The organism is Pseudomonas sp. DCB_AW, from assembly GCF_026240895.1.
Taxonomy (GTDB): domain Bacteria; phylum Pseudomonadota; class Gammaproteobacteria; order Pseudomonadales; family Pseudomonadaceae; genus Aquipseudomonas; species Aquipseudomonas kermanshahensis.
Window position 1 is genome coordinate 25,037 of the sequence record NZ_JAPFCE010000025.1, and the last position, 22,129, is coordinate 47,165.

General features: G+C 61.5%; 17 protein-coding genes. 9 read left to right on the plus strand and 8 right to left on the minus strand.

The features are described from left to right. Positions 1 to 538: 538 nt before the first annotated feature. From OO306_RS15385 to OO306_RS15420, 8 genes are all read left to right on the plus strand, one after another. On the plus strand, positions 539 to 1,927 hold the full coding sequence (locus tag OO306_RS15385) for a polynucleotide adenylyltransferase PcnB (protein ID WP_027595010.1): 1,389 nt from the start codon (positions 539 to 541) through the stop codon (positions 1,925 to 1,927). Then, the gene (folK, locus tag OO306_RS15390) at positions 1,924 to 2,403 is read left to right on the plus strand and encodes a 2-amino-4-hydroxy-6-hydroxymethyldihydropteridine diphosphokinase (RefSeq protein ID WP_265969263.1); all 480 of its coding nucleotides are present in this window, start codon (positions 1,924 to 1,926) and stop codon (positions 2,401 to 2,403) included. Before OO306_RS15385 ends, folK begins: the two co-directional genes overlap by 4 nt. Before the next feature lie 250 nt (positions 2,404 to 2,653). Beyond that, positions 2,654 to 3,454, plus strand: a complete 801-nt coding sequence (gene panB, locus OO306_RS15395; protein ID WP_085274233.1) for a 3-methyl-2-oxobutanoate hydroxymethyltransferase — start codon at positions 2,654 to 2,656, stop codon at positions 3,452 to 3,454. Further along, complete coding sequence (gene panC / locus OO306_RS15400; RefSeq protein WP_027595013.1) at positions 3,451 to 4,314, plus strand: pantoate--beta-alanine ligase; 864 nt, start codon at positions 3,451 to 3,453, stop codon at positions 4,312 to 4,314. The genes panB and panC overlap by 4 nt, the downstream gene beginning before the upstream one ends. A 142-nt stretch (positions 4,315 to 4,456) precedes the next feature. Beyond that, complete coding sequence (gene pgi, locus OO306_RS15405) at positions 4,457 to 6,121, plus strand: glucose-6-phosphate isomerase (protein WP_027595014.1); 1,665 nt, start codon at positions 4,457 to 4,459, stop codon at positions 6,119 to 6,121. A 257-nt stretch (positions 6,122 to 6,378) separates the two neighbouring features. Then, positions 6,379 to 8,313, plus strand: coding sequence for an acetate--CoA ligase (gene acs, locus OO306_RS15410; protein WP_265969265.1), 1,935 nt, complete (start codon positions 6,379 to 6,381; stop codon positions 8,311 to 8,313). Positions 8,314 to 8,354: 41 nt separating this feature from the next. Continuing rightward, on the plus strand, positions 8,355 to 9,224 hold the full coding sequence (locus OO306_RS15415; RefSeq protein WP_099455344.1) for an oxygenase MpaB family protein: 870 nt from the start codon (positions 8,355 to 8,357) through the stop codon (positions 9,222 to 9,224). A 78-nt stretch (positions 9,225 to 9,302) separates the two neighbouring features. Beyond that, positions 9,303 to 12,233, plus strand: coding sequence for a DUF748 domain-containing protein (locus tag OO306_RS15420; protein WP_265969268.1), 2,931 nt, complete (start codon positions 9,303 to 9,305; stop codon positions 12,231 to 12,233). Positions 12,234 to 12,362: 129 nt separating this feature from the next. Here OO306_RS15420 and OO306_RS15425 read toward each other — a convergent pair whose 3' ends face one another. Continuing rightward, a complete protein-coding gene (locus OO306_RS15425; protein ID WP_186683020.1) occupies positions 12,363 to 12,776 on the minus strand; it encodes a VOC family protein in 414 nt (137 codons plus the stop codon). A gap of 60 nt (positions 12,777 to 12,836) precedes the next feature. On the opposite strand from OO306_RS15425, the gene OO306_RS15430 reads away from it, so the two are divergent. Then, the gene (locus tag OO306_RS15430; protein WP_027595019.1) at positions 12,837 to 13,139 is read left to right on the plus strand and encodes a putative quinol monooxygenase; all 303 of its coding nucleotides are present in this window, start codon (positions 12,837 to 12,839) and stop codon (positions 13,137 to 13,139) included. 80 nt (positions 13,140 to 13,219) lie between these two features. Here OO306_RS15430 and OO306_RS15435 read toward each other — a convergent pair whose 3' ends face one another. From OO306_RS15435 to nusA, 7 genes are all read right to left on the minus strand, one after another. Next, positions 13,220 to 13,570, minus strand: coding sequence for a BON domain-containing protein (locus OO306_RS15435; protein ID WP_012274238.1), 351 nt, complete (start codon positions 13,568 to 13,570; stop codon positions 13,220 to 13,222). A 263-nt stretch (positions 13,571 to 13,833) separates the two neighbouring features. Beyond that, entirely contained in the window at positions 13,834 to 15,939 is a 2,106-nt protein-coding gene (pnp, locus tag OO306_RS15440) for a polyribonucleotide nucleotidyltransferase (protein ID WP_264311527.1), read from the minus strand. Positions 15,940 to 16,186: 247 nt separating this feature from the next. Continuing rightward, positions 16,187 to 16,456, minus strand: coding sequence for a 30S ribosomal protein S15 (gene rpsO, locus OO306_RS15445; protein WP_012274241.1), 270 nt, complete (start codon positions 16,454 to 16,456; stop codon positions 16,187 to 16,189). Between the two features lie 147 nt (positions 16,457 to 16,603). Beyond that, entirely contained in the window at positions 16,604 to 17,521 is a 918-nt protein-coding gene (gene truB, locus OO306_RS15450; RefSeq protein WP_027595021.1) for a tRNA pseudouridine(55) synthase TruB, read from the minus strand. Positions 17,522 to 17,524: 3 nt separating this feature from the next. After that, positions 17,525 to 17,923, minus strand: coding sequence for a 30S ribosome-binding factor RbfA (rbfA, locus tag OO306_RS15455; protein WP_027595022.1), 399 nt, complete (start codon positions 17,921 to 17,923; stop codon positions 17,525 to 17,527). A 116-nt stretch (positions 17,924 to 18,039) separates the two neighbouring features. Then, positions 18,040 to 20,568: a translation initiation factor IF-2 gene (infB, locus tag OO306_RS15460; protein WP_085274238.1), complete on the minus strand. Its 2,529-nt coding sequence runs from the start codon at positions 20,566 to 20,568 to the stop codon at positions 18,040 to 18,042. 27 nt (positions 20,569 to 20,595) lie between these two features. Further along, positions 20,596 to 22,077 carry a transcription termination factor NusA gene (gene nusA / locus OO306_RS15465; RefSeq protein WP_027595024.1) on the minus strand — a complete coding sequence of 494 codons (1,482 nt, stop codon included), beginning with the start codon at positions 22,075 to 22,077 and terminating at the stop codon, positions 20,596 to 20,598. Positions 22,078 to 22,129: the final 52 nt, after the last annotated feature.

Below are 22,129 nucleotides of genomic sequence, written 5' to 3' on the forward strand. Positions count from 1 at the left end.
ATTGGGTTTCGAAAAGTTGGCACGGCACCTGCTATATGCTTAGTACAAAAACAATAACAAGCACTGCAACTCAGAATAAGAACAAGACGAAACGGCTCACGCACAATAAAAACAAGACGGCGGAGGCGCAGCTAACTGATTCTTTTGGAGAGGATGCGTGTTTGGGGCTTGCCCCACGACCAGGCAGAGAACAACAAAAACTGCACTAAAAAGCAGCGCCTGAACTGGTTGGATCGACAGATCAACGTGACATCAGCGGCCAAAGCAATCCGTTTGCTCTTTACCCCTGGATTAGGGGTCGTCCACAAGCTTTGCGATTTGTGGACAGGGCACTCAACAAAAACAAGAAGCCCAGCAAAAAAATAATAAGAGCACGCAACGACTTCTTGGGGAGCTTAGGCTCCCCTTGTCGTTTCTCCCTTCTGGCAGGCATCCTGCTACCCGCCTACACCATTCCTTGAGTAAATGCTAGAATCCCCGCCCATCATGCGGCCATTCTCCTATTCTTGGCCGAACATTCCTTCAAACAGTGCATCCCATGCTGAAGAAGCTGTTCCAGTCGTTCCGCCCTCCCGTACCGGGCCAGCACCACAGGCGCACCACGCCTGAGGTGATCAACAAGAGCCAACACTCGCTGCAACGCCACCAGTTCAGCCGCCACGCGGTGAACATCGTAGAGCGCCTGCAGAGTGCGGGCTACCAGGCTTACCTGGTCGGTGGCTGTGTCCGCGACCTGATGCTTGGCATCACCCCAAAAGACTTCGACGTCGCCACCAGCGCCACCCCTGAACAGGTCCGTGCCGAGTTCCGCAACGCGCGTATCATTGGTCGCCGCTTCAAGTTGGTCCACGTGCATTTCGGCCGTGAGATCATCGAAGTCGCCACCTTCCGCGCCCACCACTCGGAAGACGATCAAGGTGATACCCACCGTTCGTCGCACAATGCCAGTGGTCGCATCCTGCGTGACAACGTGTACGGCACCTTGGAAGAAGACGCGCAACGCCGCGACTTCACCATCAATGCCCTCTACTACGATCCGGTCAGCGAACGCATCCTCGATTACGCCAACGGCGTGCACGATGTGCGTAACCGCCTGCTGCGCCTGATCGGTGACCCGACCCATCGCTACCAGGAAGACCCGGTGCGCATGCTGCGGGCCGTGCGTTTCGCCGCCAAGCTCGACTTCGGCATCGAAAAGCACACGGTCCAGCCGATCCGCGAACTGGCCCCGATGCTGCGCGAAATCCCCCCGGCACGCCTGTTCGAGGAAAGCCTCAAGCTGTTCCTCTCCGGCCAAGGTGCGATGGCCTTCGAAATGCTGGTCGACCTGCAGCTGTTCGAGCCGTTGTTCCCGGCCAGCGCGCATGCCCTGGACGAGCGCCCCACCTACACCCACACCCTGATCAGCCAGGCGCTGAACAACACCGATCTGCGTGTGAAGCAGGGCAAGCCGGTCACCCCGGCCTTCCTCTTCGCTGCGCTGCTCTGGCCCGCCCTGCCGGCCCGTGTGCTGCACCTGCAAAACCAAGGTGTGCCACCGATCCCGGCCATGAACGGCGCGGCTCACGACCTGATCGCCGAACAGTGCGCACGCATTGCCATCCCGAAGCGTTTCACCCTGCCGATCCGCGAAATCTGGGACATGCAGGAACGCCTGCCACGCCGCAGCGGCAAACGTGCCGACCAGTTGCTCGACAACCCGCGCTTCCGTGCCGGTTACGACTTCCTGCTGCTGCGTGAAAGCGCGGGTGAAGAAACCGACGACCTCGGCCAATGGTGGACTGACTACCAGGATGCCAATGACAGCGAGCGCCGCGAGATGATTCGCGAGCTGGGCAGCCGTGACGAAGGCACCGGCGCTGGCCCACGCAAGCGCAAACGTAGCGCCAGCAAGCGTAAGCGTGGTGGCGAAGAGGCGTTCGAGTGACCACGCGCGCTTACATCGGCCTGGGCAGCAACCTGGATGAGCCTGCAGAACAACTGCAGAACGCTTTCCAGGCGCTCGACCAGGCCACCGGCACCTGCCTGGTGGCCACCTCCAGCCTGTTCACCAGTGACTCGCTGCTGCCTGGCCAGCCGCGCTACACCAATGCCGTGGCTGCGCTCGACACCTCGCTCGAGCCGCTGGCGCTGCTGGATGCCCTGCAGGCCATCGAAAATGACCAGGGCCGTGTGCGCAAAGAGCGTTGGGGCCCGCGCACGCTCGACCTGGATATCCTGCTGTTCGGCGACCACCTGATCGACGTGCCGCGCCTGCAAGTGCCGCACTACCATATGCACGCCCGCGCCTTCGTGCTCTACCCATTGGCCGAACTGGTGCCCGCAGGCTTCTGCCTGCCCGATGGCCGCGACCTCGCCCAACTCATCAGCGCCTGCCCGTTCGTCGGCCTCGAGCGCCTGTAATTCGGGCGCTGCAGACGGCGGTAACGCCAGTAACACCCTGATCGTAACAATGCGGTAACAGGGTGATTGACTTCCCCCACCTCGCTCACGACTATAGGCGTCCCGTGTGGCACCCAAGTGCCGCATACCCGTATTTAGGCCCGGACGGACCTGTGCCCGAACATCACGCGCGATGATGTGCCGCTCCGGAAGATGACTACACGCGTTGTATGCAGTCGTTTTAACAGCGCCTGAACGAGGATTTTCCTACATGCCTGAAGTAACCCTGACCACCCTGCATGGCCTGAAGGCCAAGGGTGAAAAAATCACCATGCTGACCTGCTACGACGCGACCTTCGCCAAGGTTGCCAGCCAGGCCGGTGTCGAAGTGTTGCTGGTGGGCGACTCGCTGGGGATGGTCCTGCAGGGCCATGACAGCACGCTGCCTGTCACCACCCAGGAAATGGCCTACCACACTGCCTGCGTCAAACGTGGCAACGATGGCGCGCTGATTCTGGCCGACCTGCCGTTCATGGCCCACGCCACCCCCGAACTGGCCTTTGCCAACTGCGCCACGCTGATGCAGGCCGGTGCCCACATGATCAAGCTCGAAGGCGCTGCCTGGCTGGCCGAGACCATTCGCCTGCTGGCTGAACGTGGCGTGCCGGTGTGCGCGCACATGGGCCTGACCCCACAAACCGTCAATGTGCTGGGCGGTTACAAGGTGCAGGGCCGTCAGGAAGCCCAGGCGCGGCAGATGCGTGCCGACGCCATTGCCCTGGAACAGGCCGGCGCGGCCATGCTGCTGCTGGAGTGCGTACCGAGCGAACTGGCAGCAGAAATCACCCAGGCCGTGAACATTCCGGTCATCGGCATTGGCGCCGGTAGCGCCACCGACGGCCAGGTGCTGGTCCTGCACGACATGCTTGGCCTGTCGCTGAGCGGCCGGGTGCCGAAGTTCGTGAAAAACTTCATGGCCGGCCAGCCGGACATCGAAAGCGCCCTCGCCGCCTACGTGACGGCGGTCAAGGACGTAAGCTTCCCTGCCAGTGAACACGGGTTCAGCGCATGAACACAGTCAAGACTGTCCGTGAACTGCGCGCCGCCGTTGGCCGCGCGCGTGGCGAAGGCAAGCGCATCGCGTTCGTGCCGACCATGGGCAACCTGCACAGCGGCCATGCCGCGCTGGTGACCAAGGCCGCCCAGCGGGCCGACTTTGTCGTTGCCAGTATCTTCGTCAACCCGCTGCAGTTCGGCGCCAACGAAGACCTCGCCACCTACCCACGTACCCTTGCAGCCGACCAGGAGCGTTTGCTCCAGGCCGGCTGCAACCTGCTGTTCGCGCCAACCGTCGAAGAGATGTACCCCGACGGCATGAGCGTGCAAACCCGGGTCAGCGTCCCCCACCTTTCCGAAGGCCTGTGCGGCGCCAGCCGGCCAGGGCATTTCGAGGGTGTGGCGACAGTGGTCAGCAAGCTGTTCAACATGGTCCAGCCAGACTTGGCCGTGTTCGGCGAAAAAGACTTCCAGCAGCTGGCAGTGATCCGCGCCATGGTGCGCGACCTGAACATGCCCATCCAGATCATCGGTGAGCCGACCGTGCGCGCCGACGATGGCCTGGCGCTGTCGTCACGCAATGGTTACCTCACCCCCGAGCAGCGTGTTACCGCACCTGCGCTGTACCGCACCCTGCAGCACATCGGGGCGGCCATTGGCCGTGGCCAGCGTGATTTTGCCGCGCTGGTGGCCGACGGCCAAGCGCAACTGACCGCCGCCGGGTTCCGCCCGGATTACCTGGAAGTGCGCCATGCCGTGAGCCTGCGCCCGGCCATGATCGATGATCGCGACCTGGTGGTGATTGCCGCCGCTTACCTGGGTAACACCCGGTTGATCGACAACCTGTACCTGCACGTGGAAGACAAGACCGCGTAAACCTTCGGGGGCTGCCTCGCGGCCCCTCATAACCCCTCACGCCCCCATTCCCCCCGCGCCGCCAATGCCTATAATGACTGCCTGCAACTGACAGCCGTGGCCAATGTCCAAGGCCTCACAACGCACCAAGGAACCCTGAGCAATGGCGTATTACCGTACTCCCCATGATGTGACGGCCCTGCCCGCCTGGCAGGCGCTTCAGCAACACCGCGACGCCATGCAAGACTTCAGCATGCGTGAAGCCTTCGCCGCCGATGCCAAGCGTTTTGATCAGTTCTCCCTGAGCAGCTGCGGCCTGTTCCTCGACTACTCGAAAAACCTGATCACCGAGCAAAGCCGTGACCTGCTGGTGAACCTGGCCAACGAAGTCGGCCTGCAGGATGCGATCAAGTCGATGTTCAGCGGCGAGATCATCAACGCCTCCGAAGGCCGCCCGGTGCTGCACACCGCCCTGCGCCGCCCAGTGGGCGACAAGCTCAGCGTCAACGGCGTCAACGTGATGCCGGAAGTGCACAAGGTGCTCAACCAGATCACCGAGCTGGTCGGGCGTATCCACGATGGCCTGTGGCGCGGTTACAGCGAAAAGCCGATCACCGACGTGGTCAACATCGGCATCGGCGGCTCGTTCCTCGGCCCGGAACTGGTCTCCGAAGCACTGCTGCCCTACGCACAACGCGGCGTACGCTGCCATTACCTGGCGAACATCGACGGCAGTGAGTTCCACGAACTGTCGGCCAACCTGCGCGCCGAAACCACCCTGTTCATTGTTTCGTCGAAATCGTTCAACACCCTCGAAACACTGAAGAACGCCATGGCCGCGCGCACCTGGTACCTGGCCCAGGGCGGCTCGGAAGCAGAGCTGTATCGCCACTTCATCGCCGTTTCCAGCAACAAGGCCGCCGCCGTCGCCTTCGGTATCCGTGAAGAGAACATCTTCCCGATGTGGGACTGGGTGGGTGGGCGCTATTCGCTGTGGTCGGCCATCGGCCTGCCGATCGCCTTGGCCATCGGCACCGCCAACTTCAAGGAGCTGCTGTCGGGTGCCTACACCATGGACCAGCACTTCCAGACCGCGCCGTTCGACAAGAACATGCCGGTGCTGCTGGCCCTGCTGGGCGTCTGGTATGGCAACTTCTGGGGCGCCCGCAGCCACGCGATCCTGCCGTACGACCACTACCTGCGCAACATCACCAAGCACTTGCAACAGCTGGACATGGAGTCCAACGGCAAGAGCGTGCTGCAGGACGGCACGCCGGTGCATACCGAAACCGGCCCGGTGATCTGGGGTGGCGTGGGCTGTAACGGCCAGCACGCCTACCACCAGTTGCTGCACCAGGGTACCCACCTTATTCCTGCTGACTTCATCGTGCCGGTGGTGAGCTTCAACCCGGTGGCCGACCACCATCAGTGGCTGTACGCCAACTGCCTGTCGCAGAGCCAGGCGCTGATGCTCGGCAAAACCCGCGATGAAGCCGAGACCGAGCTGCGCGCCAAAGGCCTGAACGAAGCCGATATCGAGAAGCTGGCCCCGCACAAGGTGATCCCGGGCAACCGCCCGAGCAACACCCTGGTGGTCGAGCGCATCAGCCCACGCCGCTTGGGCGCACTGGTGGCGATGTATGAGCACAAGGTCTTCGTGCAGAGCGTGATCTGGGGCATCAACGCCTTCGACCAATGGGGCGTGGAGCTGGGCAAAGAGCTGGGCAAAGGTGTCTACCAGCGCCTTGTCGGCAGCCAGGAAGACAGCGCCGAAGATGGCTCTACCCAGGGCCTGATCAACTACTTCCGCGGCCGTCACCGCGGTTGACCCACCCGCCACACGGTCGCTCTTTGTAGGAGCGGCCTTGTGCCGCGATGGGCCGCAGAGCGGCCCCAAAAATGGATGCATCACCGCTGAATGATGCTTCATCGCTGAAATCCTGGGGCCGCTTTGCGGCCCATCGCGGCACAAGGCCGCTCCTACAAGGCCAGCGTCGACCTTAAGGAACACCACCTCTAGCTACACTGTCCAATCGAATAGCCGTTGCAGTCCATCGCCCCCGACAAGCGCAAGGACCACCCGCCATGTTCGATATCCGCGACTACCCCCAGGCCCTGGCCGTCAGCCAGTCCGCCACCCTCACTGACGACGATTACCGCCGCCTCTACCGCCAATCGGTGGAAGACCCCGACACCTTCTGGGCCGAACAGGCCAAACGCCTGGACTGGATCAAACCCTGGTCGAGCGTGCAACAGTGCGACCTGAAAACCGGCCAGGCACGCTGGTTCGACGGTGGCCAGTTGAACGTGAGCTACAACTGCATCGATCGCCATCTGGCCAAGCGTGATGAACAGACTGCCCTGCTCTGGGAGGGCGACGACCCGCAAGACGCCAAAGCCATCACCTACCGCGAACTGCACCGCCAGGTCTGCCGCTTGGCCAACGCCCTGAAGGCACGCGGCGTGAAGAAAGGCGACCGGGTGTGCATCTACATGCCGATGATTCCCGAGGCCGCCTTCGCCATGCTCGCCTGCACCCGGCTGGGCGCCGTGCACTCGGTGGTGTTCGGCGGCTTCTCGCCCGATGCCCTGCGTGACCGCATCCTCGATGCCGACTGCCGTACCGTGATCACCGCCGATGAAGGCATCCGCGGTGGCAAGCGCATTCCACTGAAGCTGAACGTCGATAAGGCCCTGGCCAGTTGCCCGAATGTCAGCAGTGTATTCGTTGTCCGGCGGACGGGGGGGGATGTGGCCTGGAGCGAGGGCCGCGACCTCTGGTACCACCAGGTAACGGAACACGCTGGCGACGACTGCCCACCTGAACCGATGGCAGCCGAAGACCCACTGTTCATCCTCTACACCTCCGGCAGCACCGGCAAACCCAAGGGCGTCCTGCACACCACTGCCGGCTACCTGCTGCAGGCCACCATGACCTTCAAGGTGGTGTTCGATTACCGCGAGGGCGAAGTGTTCTGGTGCACCGCCGATGTAGGCTGGGTCACCGGCCACAGCTACATCGTCTATGGCCCGCTGGCCAATGGCGCGATTTCGCTGATGTTCGAAGGGGTACCCAACTACCCCGACACCTCGCGCTTCTGGCAGGTGGTCGACAAGCATCAGGTCAACATCTTCTACACCGCGCCAACGGCCTTGCGCGCCCTGATGCGCGAAGGCTCCGGGCCACTCCAGAGCACCTCACGCAAAAGCCTGCGCCTGCTCGGCAGCGTCGGCGAGCCGATCAACCCGGAAGCGTGGGAATGGTACTTCGAAGAAGTCGGCCAAAAGCGCTGCCCGATCGTCGATACCTGGTGGCAGACCGAAACCGGCGGCATCATGCTCACGCCCCTGCCCAGCACGCAACGGCTCAAACCGGGCTGCGCGACCCAACCGATGTTCGGCGTACAGCCGGTGCTGCTGGATGAAAAAGGCACCCCCATTGAAGGCCCTGGCGCTGGCGTGCTGGCCATCAAGGCCAGCTGGCCCGGGCAGATTCGCAGCGTCTATGGTGACCACCAGCGCATGGTCGAAACCTATTTCAAACCCATGCCCGGCTACTACTTCACCGGCGACGGCGCACGCCGCGATGCCGACGGCGACTACTGGATCACCGGGCGCATCGACGACGTGATCAACGTCTCCGGCCACCGCATCGGCACCGCCGAAGTGGAAAGTGCACTGGTGTTGCACGACAGCGTCGCCGAGGCCGCAGTGGTCGGCTACCCCCATGACCTCAAGGGCCAGGGTGTGTATGCCTTTGTCACCCCCATGAACGGCGTCGACCCCAGCGACGCGCTCAAGGCCGAACTGCTGGCCTTGGTCAGCAAGGAAATCGGCAGCTTCGCCAAACCGGAACTGATCCAGTGGGCACCGGCGCTGCCCAAAACCCGCTCGGGCAAGATCATGCGGCGTATACTGCGCAAAATCGCCTGCAACGAGCTGGAAAACCTGGGCGATACCTCGACCCTGGCCGACCCGAGTGTGGTTCAGGGCTTGATCGACACACGTCTCAACCACTAGCTGGCGGCCCCTTGCATGGCCGCCCTGAACGACAGGTCGCCATGGAAGCCCTTCGCCGCCGCATCGAAACCCAGGTCATGAGCCTTACCGGGCTGGCCCTCGGCCAGCTCGACCTGGAATCGCCCAAGGGCGACCCTGGGCTGTTTGGCCCGCAGAGCATCAGCTGGCAAGTGCACGGCGATTTCCCAAGCATGCTGGTCGGCGGTATCAGTGCCCTCATGCTGCAACTGCTGCACCCGCTGGCGTTGGCCGGCGTGTGGGACCATTCGAACTTTCGCCAAGACCTGCTCGGCCGCTTGCGTCGCACCAGCCAGTTCATCTCCGGCACCACCTTTGGCTCGACCCGCGACGCCGAGTGGCTGATCGAAAAAGTCCGCACCATCCACCTGCAAGTCACTGGCACTGCCGCCGATGGCCGCCCCTATGCCGCCAGCGACCCGGGGTTGCTGACCTGGGTGCATGTGGCCGAAGTCAGCAGCTTCCTCGCGGCCCACTTGCGTTACCGCAACCCGCACCTGCCCCGCGCCGAGCAGGATGCCTACTACAACGAGATTGCCCTGATCGCCGAACGCCTGGGCGCGCGCGATGTGCCGCGCTCCTGCCAGCAGGTCGAGGACTACCTCAGGCACATGCGCCCGCAGTTGCAGTGCGATGCCCGCAGCCATGAGGTGGTCGACATCCTGCTTGCCGCCCCGGCGCCCAGCCGCCTGGCACAACCTGTCGGCAAGCTCATGCTGAACGCTGGCATCGACCTGCTGCCCGACTGGGCCCAAGCCATGCTCGGGCTGCAGCACGGGCCATTGCAGCGGCGCCTGATCCGCCTCGGCCTGCAACGCACTGCGCCGGTTTTGCGCTGGGCCATGCGCGATGGCTCGGCGCACCGGGCGAAACGGCGCATGGGTATCGAATGAGGCGAATCGGTCGCCTCAGCGGAACTGATTTAACCTGCCATACTCCAAGCACTCCTGCTTAGACAGACGAAGCGACACATGTACAAAGGATTGATTCGCGCCCTCGGCGCCATGGTGGCTCTCGTAGCCCTCTACAGCCTGCTCGGCTTCCTCATTCTCCCCGGTGTCGCACTGCGCATTGCCAATCAGCAATTGGCGCAATATGCCACCGTGCCTGCTCACCTGCAGCGCATCGAGCTCAACCCCTTCAGCCTCGAACTGACGCTGTGGGGCCTGCAAATTGGCGAACCTGGCAAGGAACAGGTCGGCTTCGAGCGGCTCTATGCCAACCTTGCGCTCGACAGCGTGTGGAATGGCGCCTTGCACCTGACGGCGGTAGAGCTCGACAAACCGCGCAGCGAAGTGCTGTTCGCCAAGGGCGGGCAGCTCAACCTGACCCAGTTGTTCAAGCTGCCGCCCAGCGAGGCCAAGCCCGAGCAGCCGCCCAGCGACCCATTCCCGCTGCGCATCGGCAGCATCAAGCTCAAGGAAGGTTACCTGCACTTCCAGGACGAGCGCCCGAGCGAGCCGATCGAGTTTCTGTACGACAACATGAACCTGGAGCTGAAAAACCTCAGCACGCTCCCGGACGACAATGCCGACATGACCCTGGTAGCGAAGGGCCCGTACGGCGGGCAGATCGACTGGAGTGGCACCCTCAGCCTGTCGCCCATTGCCTCAGAAGGCACCCTGAAGGTCACCGACGGCAAGATGAAGGCGTTCTGGCCGTATGTGCGTGACGCCGTTCCACTGGTGCTGGAAGAAGGCGTCATCAGCCTCGACACTCATTACACCTTCAACCTGTCCAAAGAGACCGAGCTGCTGCTGGACAACACCTCGGTAAAAGTGGCGCCGTTCGCCATCAAGGCTCCGGATGGCCGCCAACTGGTACGCCTGGCCAACCTGGAGGTCAGTGACACCTCTATCGACCTGGCCAAGCAAAAAGTCATCGTCGGCAAGATCCGCAGCGACAAGCTCGAAACCTGGGCCGCGTTGGAAAAAGACGGCCAGCTCGACTGGCAGAAGCTGTTCGCCAGCCAACCGGCCAAGGCCACGCCAAAAGAAAAGGCCGAGCCCGCCGCCGCCGAACCTACGCCTGCAGAAAAAGCCGCCCAAGCGCCGAGCAAGCCGTGGCAAGTGCTGCTCAAGGACGTCCAGCTGCGCAACTACAACGTGCACCTGGCAGACCGTAGCCAGAAAGAACCGGTGGCACTGGATGTCGGCCCGCTCAATGTCGACCTGCAAGGCTTCGACAGCCTCAACCAGTCGCCTTTCACGCTCAAACTCGACACCGGTGTGGGCAAACAAGGCAAATTGCAGGCTGCCGGCCAAGTGAATCTGGCGCCTGTCTGGGCCAAGCTGGATGTCAGCACACGCGACATCGACTTGCGTGTGGCCCAGGCCTACATCAGCCCGTTCATTCTGCTGGAGCTGCGCAGCGGCATGCTTGCCAGCGACCTCAAGGTCGACCTGAAAAGCACCGAGCCACTGGCCTTCAACGTCACCGGCAAGGCCCAGGTCAACCAGTTGCATACCCTCGACACGATCAAGAGCCGCGACTTCGTGAAATGGCAGCAGGTGAACGTCGATGGCCTGTCCTATGTGCACGGTGATGCCCTGTCGATCGACAAGGTGACCTTGCTGCAGCCCTATGCCCGCTTCATCATCAACGAAGACCGCACCACCAACGTCAACGACCTGCTAATCCCGCAGCCGGCCGATGCGCCGGCAGCCAAGGCCGCGAAACCGGCCAGCAGCGACAAGCCGTTGGGCATCCATATTGGCCAGATCGACATCAATGACGGCTCGGCCAACTTCGCCGACCTGTCCCTTACGCCCAACTTCGCCACCGCCGTGCAGCAGCTCAACGGCCAGATCGGCACCATCGACAACCGCAAGCCGAACCCGGCCAAGGTGGACATCAAGGGCAAGGTCGACCGCTATGCGCCGGTCACCATCAAAGGCGCGCTCAACCCGTTCAACCCGCTGGCCAGCCTGGATATCGCCACCAGCTTCAAGCGGGTCGAACTGACCACGCTGACGCCCTACTCCGGCAAGTTCGCGGGCTTCCGTATCCGCAAGGGGCGGCTCAACCTCGACCTGCATTACTTGATCACCAACGGCCAGCTCAAGGCCGAGAACAAAGTGGTGGTTGAGCAACTGCAGTTGGGCGAGAAGGTCGACAGCCCAGATGCCGTGGACCTGCCGATCCGCCTGGCGGTCGCGCTGCTCAAGGACACCGAGGGCAAGATTTCCATCGAGTTGCCGGTGACCGGTGACCTCAACAACCCGCAGTTCAGCGTCATGCCGATCGTCTGGCAAACCCTGCGCAACCTGGTGCTGCGCGCGGCCCAGGCGCCGTTCAAGTTTATCGGCGGGCTGATTGCTGGCGGGGGTTCCGAAGACCTTGGCACTGTCGCGTTCGCCCCGGGCTCGAGTGAGCTCACGGGCGATGCCCAGTCCTCCCTGGACAAACTGGCCTCGGCGCTCAAAGAGCGCCCGGAACTGCGTCTGGAAATCGAAGGCACCAGTGCGCAGACCAGCGACGGCCCGCTGATCGCCCAGCAGCGCCTGGACCGCGAATACCAGGCCACCTGGTACAAGATCCTGCAACGTCGTGGCGACAAGGTGCCTGCCAATGCTTCGATGCTGGTGGTCGACGACAGCGACAAGCCGGCGATGCTCGAAGGCATCTACCGCACCCGCCTGAAGCAGCAACCACCGGCCGAGTGGGAACAGCTTGGCCGCGACGAGCGCACTGCCAAGTTGCGCGAGGCGGTGATCAAGTCCTGGGCCGAAAGTGCCGCGTTGCTACGCACGCTGGGCCAGGAGCGGGCCAGCAGCATCAAGGACTACCTGGTGGACAAAGGCAAGCTGGAAGATGACCGGGTGTACTTCATCGACACGACCCTGGGCAAGGCCGAGAGTGATGGCCGGGTAATTACACCGATGCACCTGGATGCCGAATGAGCCAGTGCTCGCCCCTTCGCGGGTAAACCCGCTCCCACAGGATCTGCGCTAGATTTGGAGGCTACACAGTTCGGGTGGGAGCGGGTTCACCCGCGAAGAGGCCAGTACAGTCACCGCAAGGCCATGCATTCAAACCAGCCGCTGCCCCGACACTGCCGGGTGATACAGCGGTTGCACCTTGTTCCCCGCCGGGTCCAGCAAATGGAAGCTGCGCGCCCCGTCACCGTGGTTGAACGGGCGGTCCAGCAGGGTCACCCCGTGCGCCTTGAAGTACTGGTACCAAGCCTCCAGCTCCTCCACGCTGTCGACGATGAAGCCGTAGTGATCGAGCGTCTGCAACCCATTAGCGGCCCCGGCGCCGCGCCCCAATGACAGGTTGTCATTACCGCAAGTCAGGTAGACCAGGTCTTCATTGGCGCGGTTGAGCACCTCCATGCCCAGCACGTCGACGTAAAAGCGCTCGCACTCCTCAAGGTTGGGTACCAACAAGGCAATGTGGCGCAAGCCGTTAAAGCGACCAGGGCGTTCAGGCAATTCAGACATTGGCGCGACTCCATTTTTGTATACAATTCACATTAGAATGTAAAACAAAAGGAGTGACATGTGTATAGCCTGTTTATCAAGACACGCGTCAAGCCCGGTTGCGCCGAGGCTTTTCTGACGGCCATCAAGGTCAATGCCGCTGCATCAGTGGCCAACGAGCCAGGGTGCCTGGTGTTCGACGTCTCCCAGGACCGCCTAGACCCCGAGGTCATCTATCTCTACGAGATCTACCAGGACGACGCCGCCTATGAAGCACACACCCAGACCGCACACTTTCGCGACAGCCGCCCACTGGTTGAGCCGCTGATCGCCGAGCAGGACTGCTTCGAAAGCGATGTAATCGCCCGCAACCCGGGCTTTTAAAGCAGCCAAAGAAAAGCCCCGGCAAGTTGCCGAGGCTTTTTGTGTTGGTGGCCAAATCCTTTTGGCCGACGGGACGTCCCTTATTCGGACTTCAGGCCATCAGCCGAAACGGCCTGAACACCTTTGATCTTCTTGGCGATGGCAACTGCCATCTCTTTCTGCGCGTCAGTCACTGCCACATCAGAGGACAGCGAAACGACACCCTTGTTGGTTTCAACCTTGATGTCGCTGCCAGGTACACCTTTCTCGGTCATCAGGTCAGCCTTCACCTTGGTGGTGATCCAAGTATCGGAAGTAGCTTCCTTGGCTTTGGTCACCTCACCGGCCGCCAGCGTCATAGGGGCCTGGGTGGACTGTTGGGCAAATGCCGCATTAGCCATGGTCAGGGTCAGAGCGGTAGCAGTAGCGGCAGCAATGGCGAACTTCTTCATGTGAGTCACTCCTGTTTTTCGAAAGGTCTGCGCCGTTGTTCCTGGCTGCAGGTATGAAGGTAGTTGCATGTGCTGTGCCAGCTTTTCCGCTTCGCTTAAACGCTTATAAATCAATGACTTAGCATTTTCATCCAGTTGCATGAGTCGTGCATTTTGCAACCTGCGAGGTAAACCTGCGTGCAAGATGCAACTGTACAAAAGGTTCCCGTCAGGCGAAAAAAAAGAGCCCCGAAGGGCTCTTTTTTCTATTGCGCGTCAGTCGCTTAGACGCCGGAGGCCTTGGCCGCGGCAACGTCTTTGATCGACAGCTTGATACGGCCGCGGTTGTCCACGTCCAGTACCAGCACTTCGACTTCCTGACCTTCTTTCAGAATGTCGGTGACTTTCTCGACGCGAGCATCGCTCAGCATGGAGATGTGCACCAGGCCATCTTTGCCAGGCAGGATGTTGACGAAGGCACCGAAGTCAACGATGCGCTCGACCTTACCCACATAGATCTTGCCGATTTCGGCCTCGGCAGTGATGCCCAGGATGCGCTGACGGGCTGCTTCAGCTGCTTCCTTGGTTTCGCCGAAGATCTTGATCGAGCCGTCGTCTTCGATGTCGATCGAAGCCTTGGTCTCTTCGCAGATGGCGCGAATGGTGGCGCCGCCTTTGCCGATGACGTCACGGATCTTGTCGGTGTCGATCTTCATCGCGATCATGGTCGGAGCGTTAGCCGACAGCTCGGTACGCGACTGGCCGATGATCTGGTTCATCTGACCGAGGATGTTCAGGCGCGCTTCCAGGGCTTGGCCCAGGGCGATTTCCATGATCTCTTCGGTGATGCCGTTGATCTTGATGTCCATCTGCAGTGCAGTAACGCCTTTGGCGGTACCGGCAACCTTGAAGTCCATGTCGCCCAGGTGGTCTTCGTCACCCAGGATGTCGGTCAGGACCGCGAATTTCTCGCCTTCCTTGACCAGGCCCATGGCGATACCGGCAACCGGCGCCTTCATCGGCACACCTGCGTCCATCAGTGCCAGGGAAGCACCGCAGACCGAAGCCATCGAGCTCGAACCGTTGGACTCGGTGATTTCCGAAACCACACGGATGGTGTACGGGAACACGTCAGCGGCAGGCAGCATGGCCTGGACCGAGCGACGGGCCAGACGGCCGTGGCCGATTTCGCGACGGCCAGCACCGCCCATACGACCACACTCGCCAACCGAGAACGGCGGGAAGTTGTAGTGCAGCATGAAGGGGTCTTTCTTCTCGCCTTCGAGGGTGTCCAGCAGTTGGGCGTCACGGGCAGTACCCAGGGTCGCAACGACCAGGGCCTGGGTTTCGCCACGGGTGAACAGCGCCGAACCGTGAGTCTTCGGCAGGACGCCGACTTCGATGTTCAGCGGGCGAACGGTCTTGGTGTCACGGCCATCGATACGCGGCTTGCCGTTGACGATGTTCTCGCGAACGGTGCGGTATTCGATTTCGCCGAAGATTTCTTTGACTTCGGAAGCCGATGGCTGGCCTTCTTCACCGGAGAACTTGGCGATCGCCTGATCGCGCAGCTCGCCCAGGCGCGCGTAGCGGTCGGCCTTGACGGTGATGGTGTAGCCCTGCGAAACGCCTTCGCCGAATTCGGCGCGGATAGCGTTGAACAGCTCGGTGTTGGCAACGGCAGGTTTCCAGTCCCAGGTCGGCTTAGCAGCTTCGGCGGCCAGCTCTTTGACAGCCTGGATAACAGCCTGGAATTCGTCGTGGGCGAACAGAACAGCGCCCAGCATCTGGTCTTCGGTCAGCTCTTGGGCTTCCGATTCAACCATCAGAACGGCGTCGGAGGTACCGGCAACGACCATGTCCAGGCTCGAGGCAGCCAGTTGCTCGTAGGTCGGGTTCAGCAGGTAGCCGGTGCTTTCGTGGAAAGCAACGCGGGCGGCGCCGATCGGGCCTTCGAACGGAATGCCGGAGATTGCCAGGGCAGCCGAGGTACCGATCATCGCAGCGATGTCCGGATCGGTCTTCTTGCTGGTGGAAACCACGGTGCAGACGACCTGGACTTCGTTCATGAAGCCTTCAGGGAACAGCGGACGGATCGGACGGTCGATCAGGCGCGAGGTCAGGGTCTCTTTCTCGGAAGGACGGCCTTCACGCTTGAAGAAACCACCTGGGATCTTGCCGGCGGCGTAGGTCTTTTCCTGGTAGTGGACCGACAGAGGGAAGAAACCCTTGCCTGGATCGGCTTGCTTGGCACCGACCACGGTCACCAGCACGGTGACGTCGTTGTCTACAGTGACCAGCACTGCGCCGGTGGCCTGACGGGCAATACGGCCCGTTTCGAGAGTAACGGTCGATTGACCGAACTGGAATGTCTTGATTACCGGGTTCACGGTTTCCTACCTTTTCAGTGGCTCTTGGGGGAACTGGTTTCTTGCGAATTCTTGGGCAGAACGGGGAATCGGCCCCATTGACCGTCCAGATACAACACGAGGCTGGGAGCCTGGCCGAAGCGCGGAAAACCGCACAACGTAACCAGGCTGCCAGCCTCGGAGATACGCATGGCGCGCCCAAAGACAACGCTGCCAGGCAGCGTTGCCAATGCATGAGACGCCATGCACACCACTGACCAGGCCGCTATTAGCGACGCAGGCCCAGGCGACCAATCAGGGCGCTGTAACGAGTGGTGTCTTTGCCCTTCAGGTAGTCCAGCAGCTTACGACGCTGGTTAACCATACGGATCAGGCCACGACGCGAGTGGTGGTCTTTACCGTTGGCCTTGAAGTGGCCTTGCAGCTTGTTGATGTTCGCGGTCAGCAGAGCAACCTGAACTTCCGGGCTACCAGTGTCGCCAGCTGCTTGCTGGAAGTCGGTAACGATTTGAGCTTTTTCTTCAACGCTGAGGGCCATTTGGCTTCTCCTGATAACGGATCCCGCGAACGGGGTCCAATAGGCCAGGGACAAATCCCTGTATTAATAAGAAAGGTGTGACCGTGCCTACTGACAGCCACCCTTGATTCCGTAGGGTTCAGCCGAAGCCTCGCCCTGCGGTTTCGGTCATTCCGACCGAATCAACCGACGTGGCGCAATGCGCCCGTCTTCACTCACTTCACCGATACCGATGAAGCGCGCGTTGTGATCTTGTACCCGGACCATGCCAAACTGCGGCGCATCCGGCGCGCGTACTGCCTGCCCATGCAGCCAGTAGAACGCACTGTGTTCAGACAGGCTGACCATTGGCCAGTCCTGCAACCCGCTGTCGGAAGGCATCAGGAAGCGATCAAGCGCTTCGTTGCCGCCTTCGGCATGGGCCTGTTCGAGTGCTTCGAGGGTCACCGTCTGTGCCAGTGCGAAGGGCCCGGCCTGGGTCCTGCGCAACTCTGCGACATAGGCGCCACAGCCAAGGGCTTCGCCGATATCCTCCACCAGGGTGCGGATATAGGTGCCTTTGCTGCATCCTACACTGAGCCGTGCACGGGTGCCTTCGCACTCGAGCAACTCCAAGCGGTTAATAGTAACAGAACGCGCCTCGCGCTCCACTACCTCTCCAGCACGTGCCAGTTTGTACAGCGGCTGGCCATCGCGCTTGAGTGCCGAGTACATCGGCGGTATCTGGCTGATCGGGCCGCGAAAACGTGGCAGCAGGGCCTCGATGTCGGCACGACCAACGGTCACCTCACGGGTCTGCAAAACCTCGCCTTCAGCATCGGCAGTATTGGTAGTCTGCCCCATCTGCATGACGGTTTCGTAGCCCTTGTCGGAATCGAGCAAGTACTGCGAAAACTTGGTCGCTTCGCCGAAGCACAGTGGCAGCACGCCGGTGGCCAGCGGATCGAGGCTGCCGGTGTGGCCAGCCTTCTCCGCATTGAGCAACCAGCGGACCTTCTGCAGTGCCGCGTTGGAGGTAAAGCCGAGCGGCTTGTCGAGCAGGATGATGCCGCTGACGTTGCGGCGAATACGTTTGACCTGGGCCACCGCTTACTCCTTGGTGTCCAGCTCGTCGGTATCCTTGTGCAGGCGGTCTTCGGCCACTGCACGCTCGATCAGCGCCGACAGGTGTACACCGCGGCTGACGCTTTCATCGAAGTGGAAATGCAGCTGGGGCACGCTGCGCAGTTGCATCGAACGCCCCAGGTGCAGACGCAGGAAGCTGGCAGCGCTGTTCAGCGCCTTCAGCGACTGCTTCACGGCGTCTGGCGTTTCCTCGCCCATGACGGTGATGTACACCTTGGCATGGCCCAGGTCGCGGCTGACGTCCACGGCAGTGATGGTCACCAGACCCACACGTGGGTCCTTGACTTCGCGGCGGATCAGTTCAGCCAGCTCGCGCTGCATCTGATCGCCGATACGTTGGGTACGGCTATATTCTTTGGCCATTCTTGCTACCTGTAACTTAAAGCGGCAAACGCCCGGTCAGGCTGATGCCTGACCGGGCGCTACCTATAAAGGCGCCGCCAACCGCCCTGCAGCGGGGGCTTGCGGCAAGCTCGCCCTTAGAGGGTACGAGCCACCTGGACTTTCTCGAAGACTTCGATCTTGTCGCCGACCTTGACGTCGTTGTAGCTCTTGACGCCAATACCGCACTCCATGCCCGAACGTACTTCGGCAGCGTCGTCCTTGAAGCGACGCAGCGATTCCAGCTCGCCTTCGAAGATCACAACGTCTTCGCGCAGTACGCGGATCGGACGGTTGCGGTACACGGTACCTTCGATGACCATACAGCCAGCGATGGCGCCGAACTTCGGCGAACGGAACACGTCACGTACTTCGGCGACACCCAGGATGTTCTCGCGAACATCGCTGCCGAGCATGCCGGTCAGGGCTTTCTTGACGTCTTCGATGATGTCGTAGATCACGTTGTAGTAACGCATATCCAGACCTTCCTGCTCGACGATCTTGCGCGCACCGGCATCGGCACGCACGTTGAAGCCGAACAGCACCGCGTTGGACGCCAGCGCCAGGTTGGCGTCGCTCTCGGTGATACCACCTACGCCGCCACCGATCACGCGAACCTGAACTTCGTCGTTGCCCAGGCCGCCGAGCGAACCCTGCAGTGCCTCCAGGGAACCACGTACGTCGGTCTTGAGGACGATGTTGAGGGTCTTCTTCTCTTCTTGACCCATGGTCTCGAAGATGTTTTCCAGCTTGCCAGCGTGAGCACGGGCCAGCTTGACCTCGCGGTACTTGCCTTGACGGAACAGGGCAACTTCGCGGGCTTTCTTCTCGTCAGCCACCACCGACAGCTCGTCACCGGCTTCCGGGGTACCGTCCAGGCCAAGGATCTCGACCGGGATCGACGGGCCAGCTTCCTTCACAGGCTTGCCGTTCTCGTCGAGCATGGCACGTACGCGGCCATAGTTGGAGCCGCACAGGACCATGTCGCCCTGACGCAGCGTACCGTCCTGAACCAGGATGGTCGCCACTGGGCCGCGGCCCTTGTCCAGGCGCGATTCGACGACGACACCACGACCTGGAGCGGTCGGGGTAGCGGTCAGTTCGAGGATCTCGGCCTGCAGCAGAACGGCTTCGAGCAGTTCGTCAACGCCGGTACCCATCTTGGCCGAAACCTTGACGAACGGCGTGTCACCACCCCAGTCCTCGGAGGTTACGCCTTCAACGGACAGCTCGTTGCGAATGCGGTCGAGGTCAGCACCTGGCTTGTCGATCTTGTTCACTGCGACAACCAGTGGGACGCCAGCAGCCTTGGCATGCTGAACGGCTTCACGGGTTTGCGGCATCACGCCGTCGTCCGCCGCCACCACCAGGATGACGATGTCGGTCGCCTTGGCACCACGAGCACGCATCTGAGTGAACGCAGCGTGGCCCGGGGTATCGAGGAAGGTGACCATGCCGCGGTCGGTTTCCACGTGGTAGGCGCCGATGTGCTGGGTGATACCGCCGGCTTCGCCAGCAGCAACCTTGGCACGACGGATGTAGTCGAGCAGCGAGGTCTTACCGTGGTCAACGTGGCCCATGACGGTAACGACCGGGGCACGCGATTCGGTTTGGCCTTCGAACTTCAGCGATTCGGCCAGGGAGTCTTCCAGGGCAGTATCGCTGACCAGGGTCACCTTGTGGCCCAGCTCTTCTGCGATCAGCTGAGCGGTTTCCTGGTCGAGCACCTGGTTGATGGTAACCGGGGTGCCCATCTTGAACATGAACTTGACCACTTCAGCGCCCTTGACGGACATCTGGTTGGCCAGTTCCGAGACCGTGATGGTCTCGCCGATGGTCACGTCACGGATGACGGGGCCGGTCGGGTTCTGGAAGCCGTGAGCATTACGCTTCTTCAGCTTGCCCTTGCCACCACGACCACGACGAGCGCCATCGCTCTCTTCGTCGGTGGTACGCGGAGCAGCACGCGGAGTCGGCGCCTTTTCCTTTTCCTTGACCTTGACCTTGATCGACACACGAGGCGCTTCGCCACGACGACGGTCGTCATCGCGAGTGCGGCTTTCGTTGCGACGGGTCTCGTCTTTTTTGCGTTCGGCGGCACGTGCGGCGGCATCTTCCGATGCAGGCGCGTCAGCGACTACAGGTGCCGGGGCAGGTGCAGCAGCGCTAGCAGCGGCAGCCGGTTTGGCAGCTGGGGCCGCAGGGGCGGCATCAGCGTGACGACGGGCCTGCTCTTCGTTGCGCTGGCGAACTTCGGCGTCAACCTTGTCGCGCGCAGCGTTTTCGGCCGCACGGCGCTCGTCCTGCTCGCGTTTTTGCTCAGCCTGGATTTCTTCCGGGCTGCGCTGAACGAATACTTTCTTCTTGCGTACTTCTACGCTGATGCTTTTGCTACCGGCGACACGCAGCGTGCTGGTGGTCTTGCGCTGCAAGGTAATCTTGCGCGGCTCTTCCGCCTTGCTCTTGTGGCTGCTTTTCAAATGAGTCAGCAGGGTCTGCTTCTCATTGTCGGTCACTACCTGACCGGCGTCGGTGTGCGGCAGACCTGCCTCACGCATCTGCTGCAGCAGGCGCTCTACCGGTGCCTCGACCTCTTGGGCCAGTTCTTTCACCGTGACTTGCGTCATGCACTTCTCTCCTCAGGCCGCGCCTAATTACTCGAACCAGTGGGCTCGGGCGGCCATGATCAACTTGCCGGCACGCTCTTCGTCGATGCCGTCGATGTCGAGCAGGTCGTCAATCGACTGCTCGGCCAGGTCTTCGCGGTTAACCACGCCGCGCACCGCCAGTTCCGCCGCCAGGTCCTTGTCCATGCCCTCAAGGGAGAGCAGGTCTTCGGCCGGATGGGCGTCTGCCAGTTTTTCTTCGGTAGCGATGGCCTTGGTCAACAAACGGTCCTTGGCTCGAGCGCGGAGCTCATTGACGATATCTTCGTCAAAGCCATCGATGTTGAGCATTTCTTCCAACGGTACGTAGGCAATTTCTTCGAGGCTGGTAAAGCCTTCGTCGACCAGCACTTGGGCCAGCTCCTCGTCGACTTCCAGTTCATCGATGAAATTGCGCAGGATGTCACCGGTTTCTGCTTGCTGCTTGGCCTGGATGTCCTTTTCGGTCATCACGTTCAAGGTCCAGCCGGTCAACTGACTGGCCAAACGAACGTTCTGACCGCCACGACCAATGGCCTGGGCAAGGTTGTCTTCGGCGACGGCGATGTCCATGGCATGGGCATCCTCGTCAACGATAATCGCCGCGACTTCAGCCGGCGACATAGCGTTGATGACGAACTGCGCCGGGTTATCGTCCCAGAGGACGATATCCACACGCTCACCACCCAACTCTCCGGATACGGCTTGGACGCGCGAACCGCGCATGCCGATACAGGCACCTTGCGGGTCGATACGCTTGTCCTTGGAGCGGACGGCGATCTTGGCTCGCGACCCCGGATCACGGGATGCAGCCATGACTTCAATGAGACCCTCGGCAATTTCCGGCACTTCGATGCGGAACAGCTCGATCAGCATCTGTGGCGCAGTGCGCGACAGGATCAACTGAGGGCCACGGTTTTCAGTGCGGATTTCCTTGAGCAGTGCACGCAGGCGCACACCTACACGGAAAGTCTCGCGGGGAATGATGTCTTCGCGAGCCAACAAGGCCTCGGCGTTGTTGCCCAGGTCAACGATGACGTTGTCGCGGGTAACTTTTTTGACGGTACCGGAGATGATCTCACCCACGCGTTCGCGGTAGGCATCGACCACCTGGGCGCGCTCGGCCTCACGGACCTTCTGCACGATGACCTGCTTGGCGGTCTGGGCGGCGATACGACCGAACTCGATAGACTCGATCTTCTCCTCGATCACGTCACCGACCTTGGCTTCAGGGTGGGTCTCGTGGATCTTGCTCAACCAGGTCTCGATCGCCGGATCATCAAGATCGGCTTCATCGACCACGGTCCAGCGACGGAAGGTCTCGTAGCTACCGGTGTGGCGGTTGATTTCCACACGCAGGTCGACTTCGTCCTCAAAACGTTTTTTGGTTGCAGTGGCCAGGGCCACTTCCAGCGCTTCGAAAATGACGCCGGGCGGTACACCTTTTTCGTTGGATACCGATTCAACAACCAGCAGTACTTCTTTGCTCATCGTACGCCTCGCCTTGCGCAAGCCATTGGGCCCGGATAGTCCGCCGGGCCCG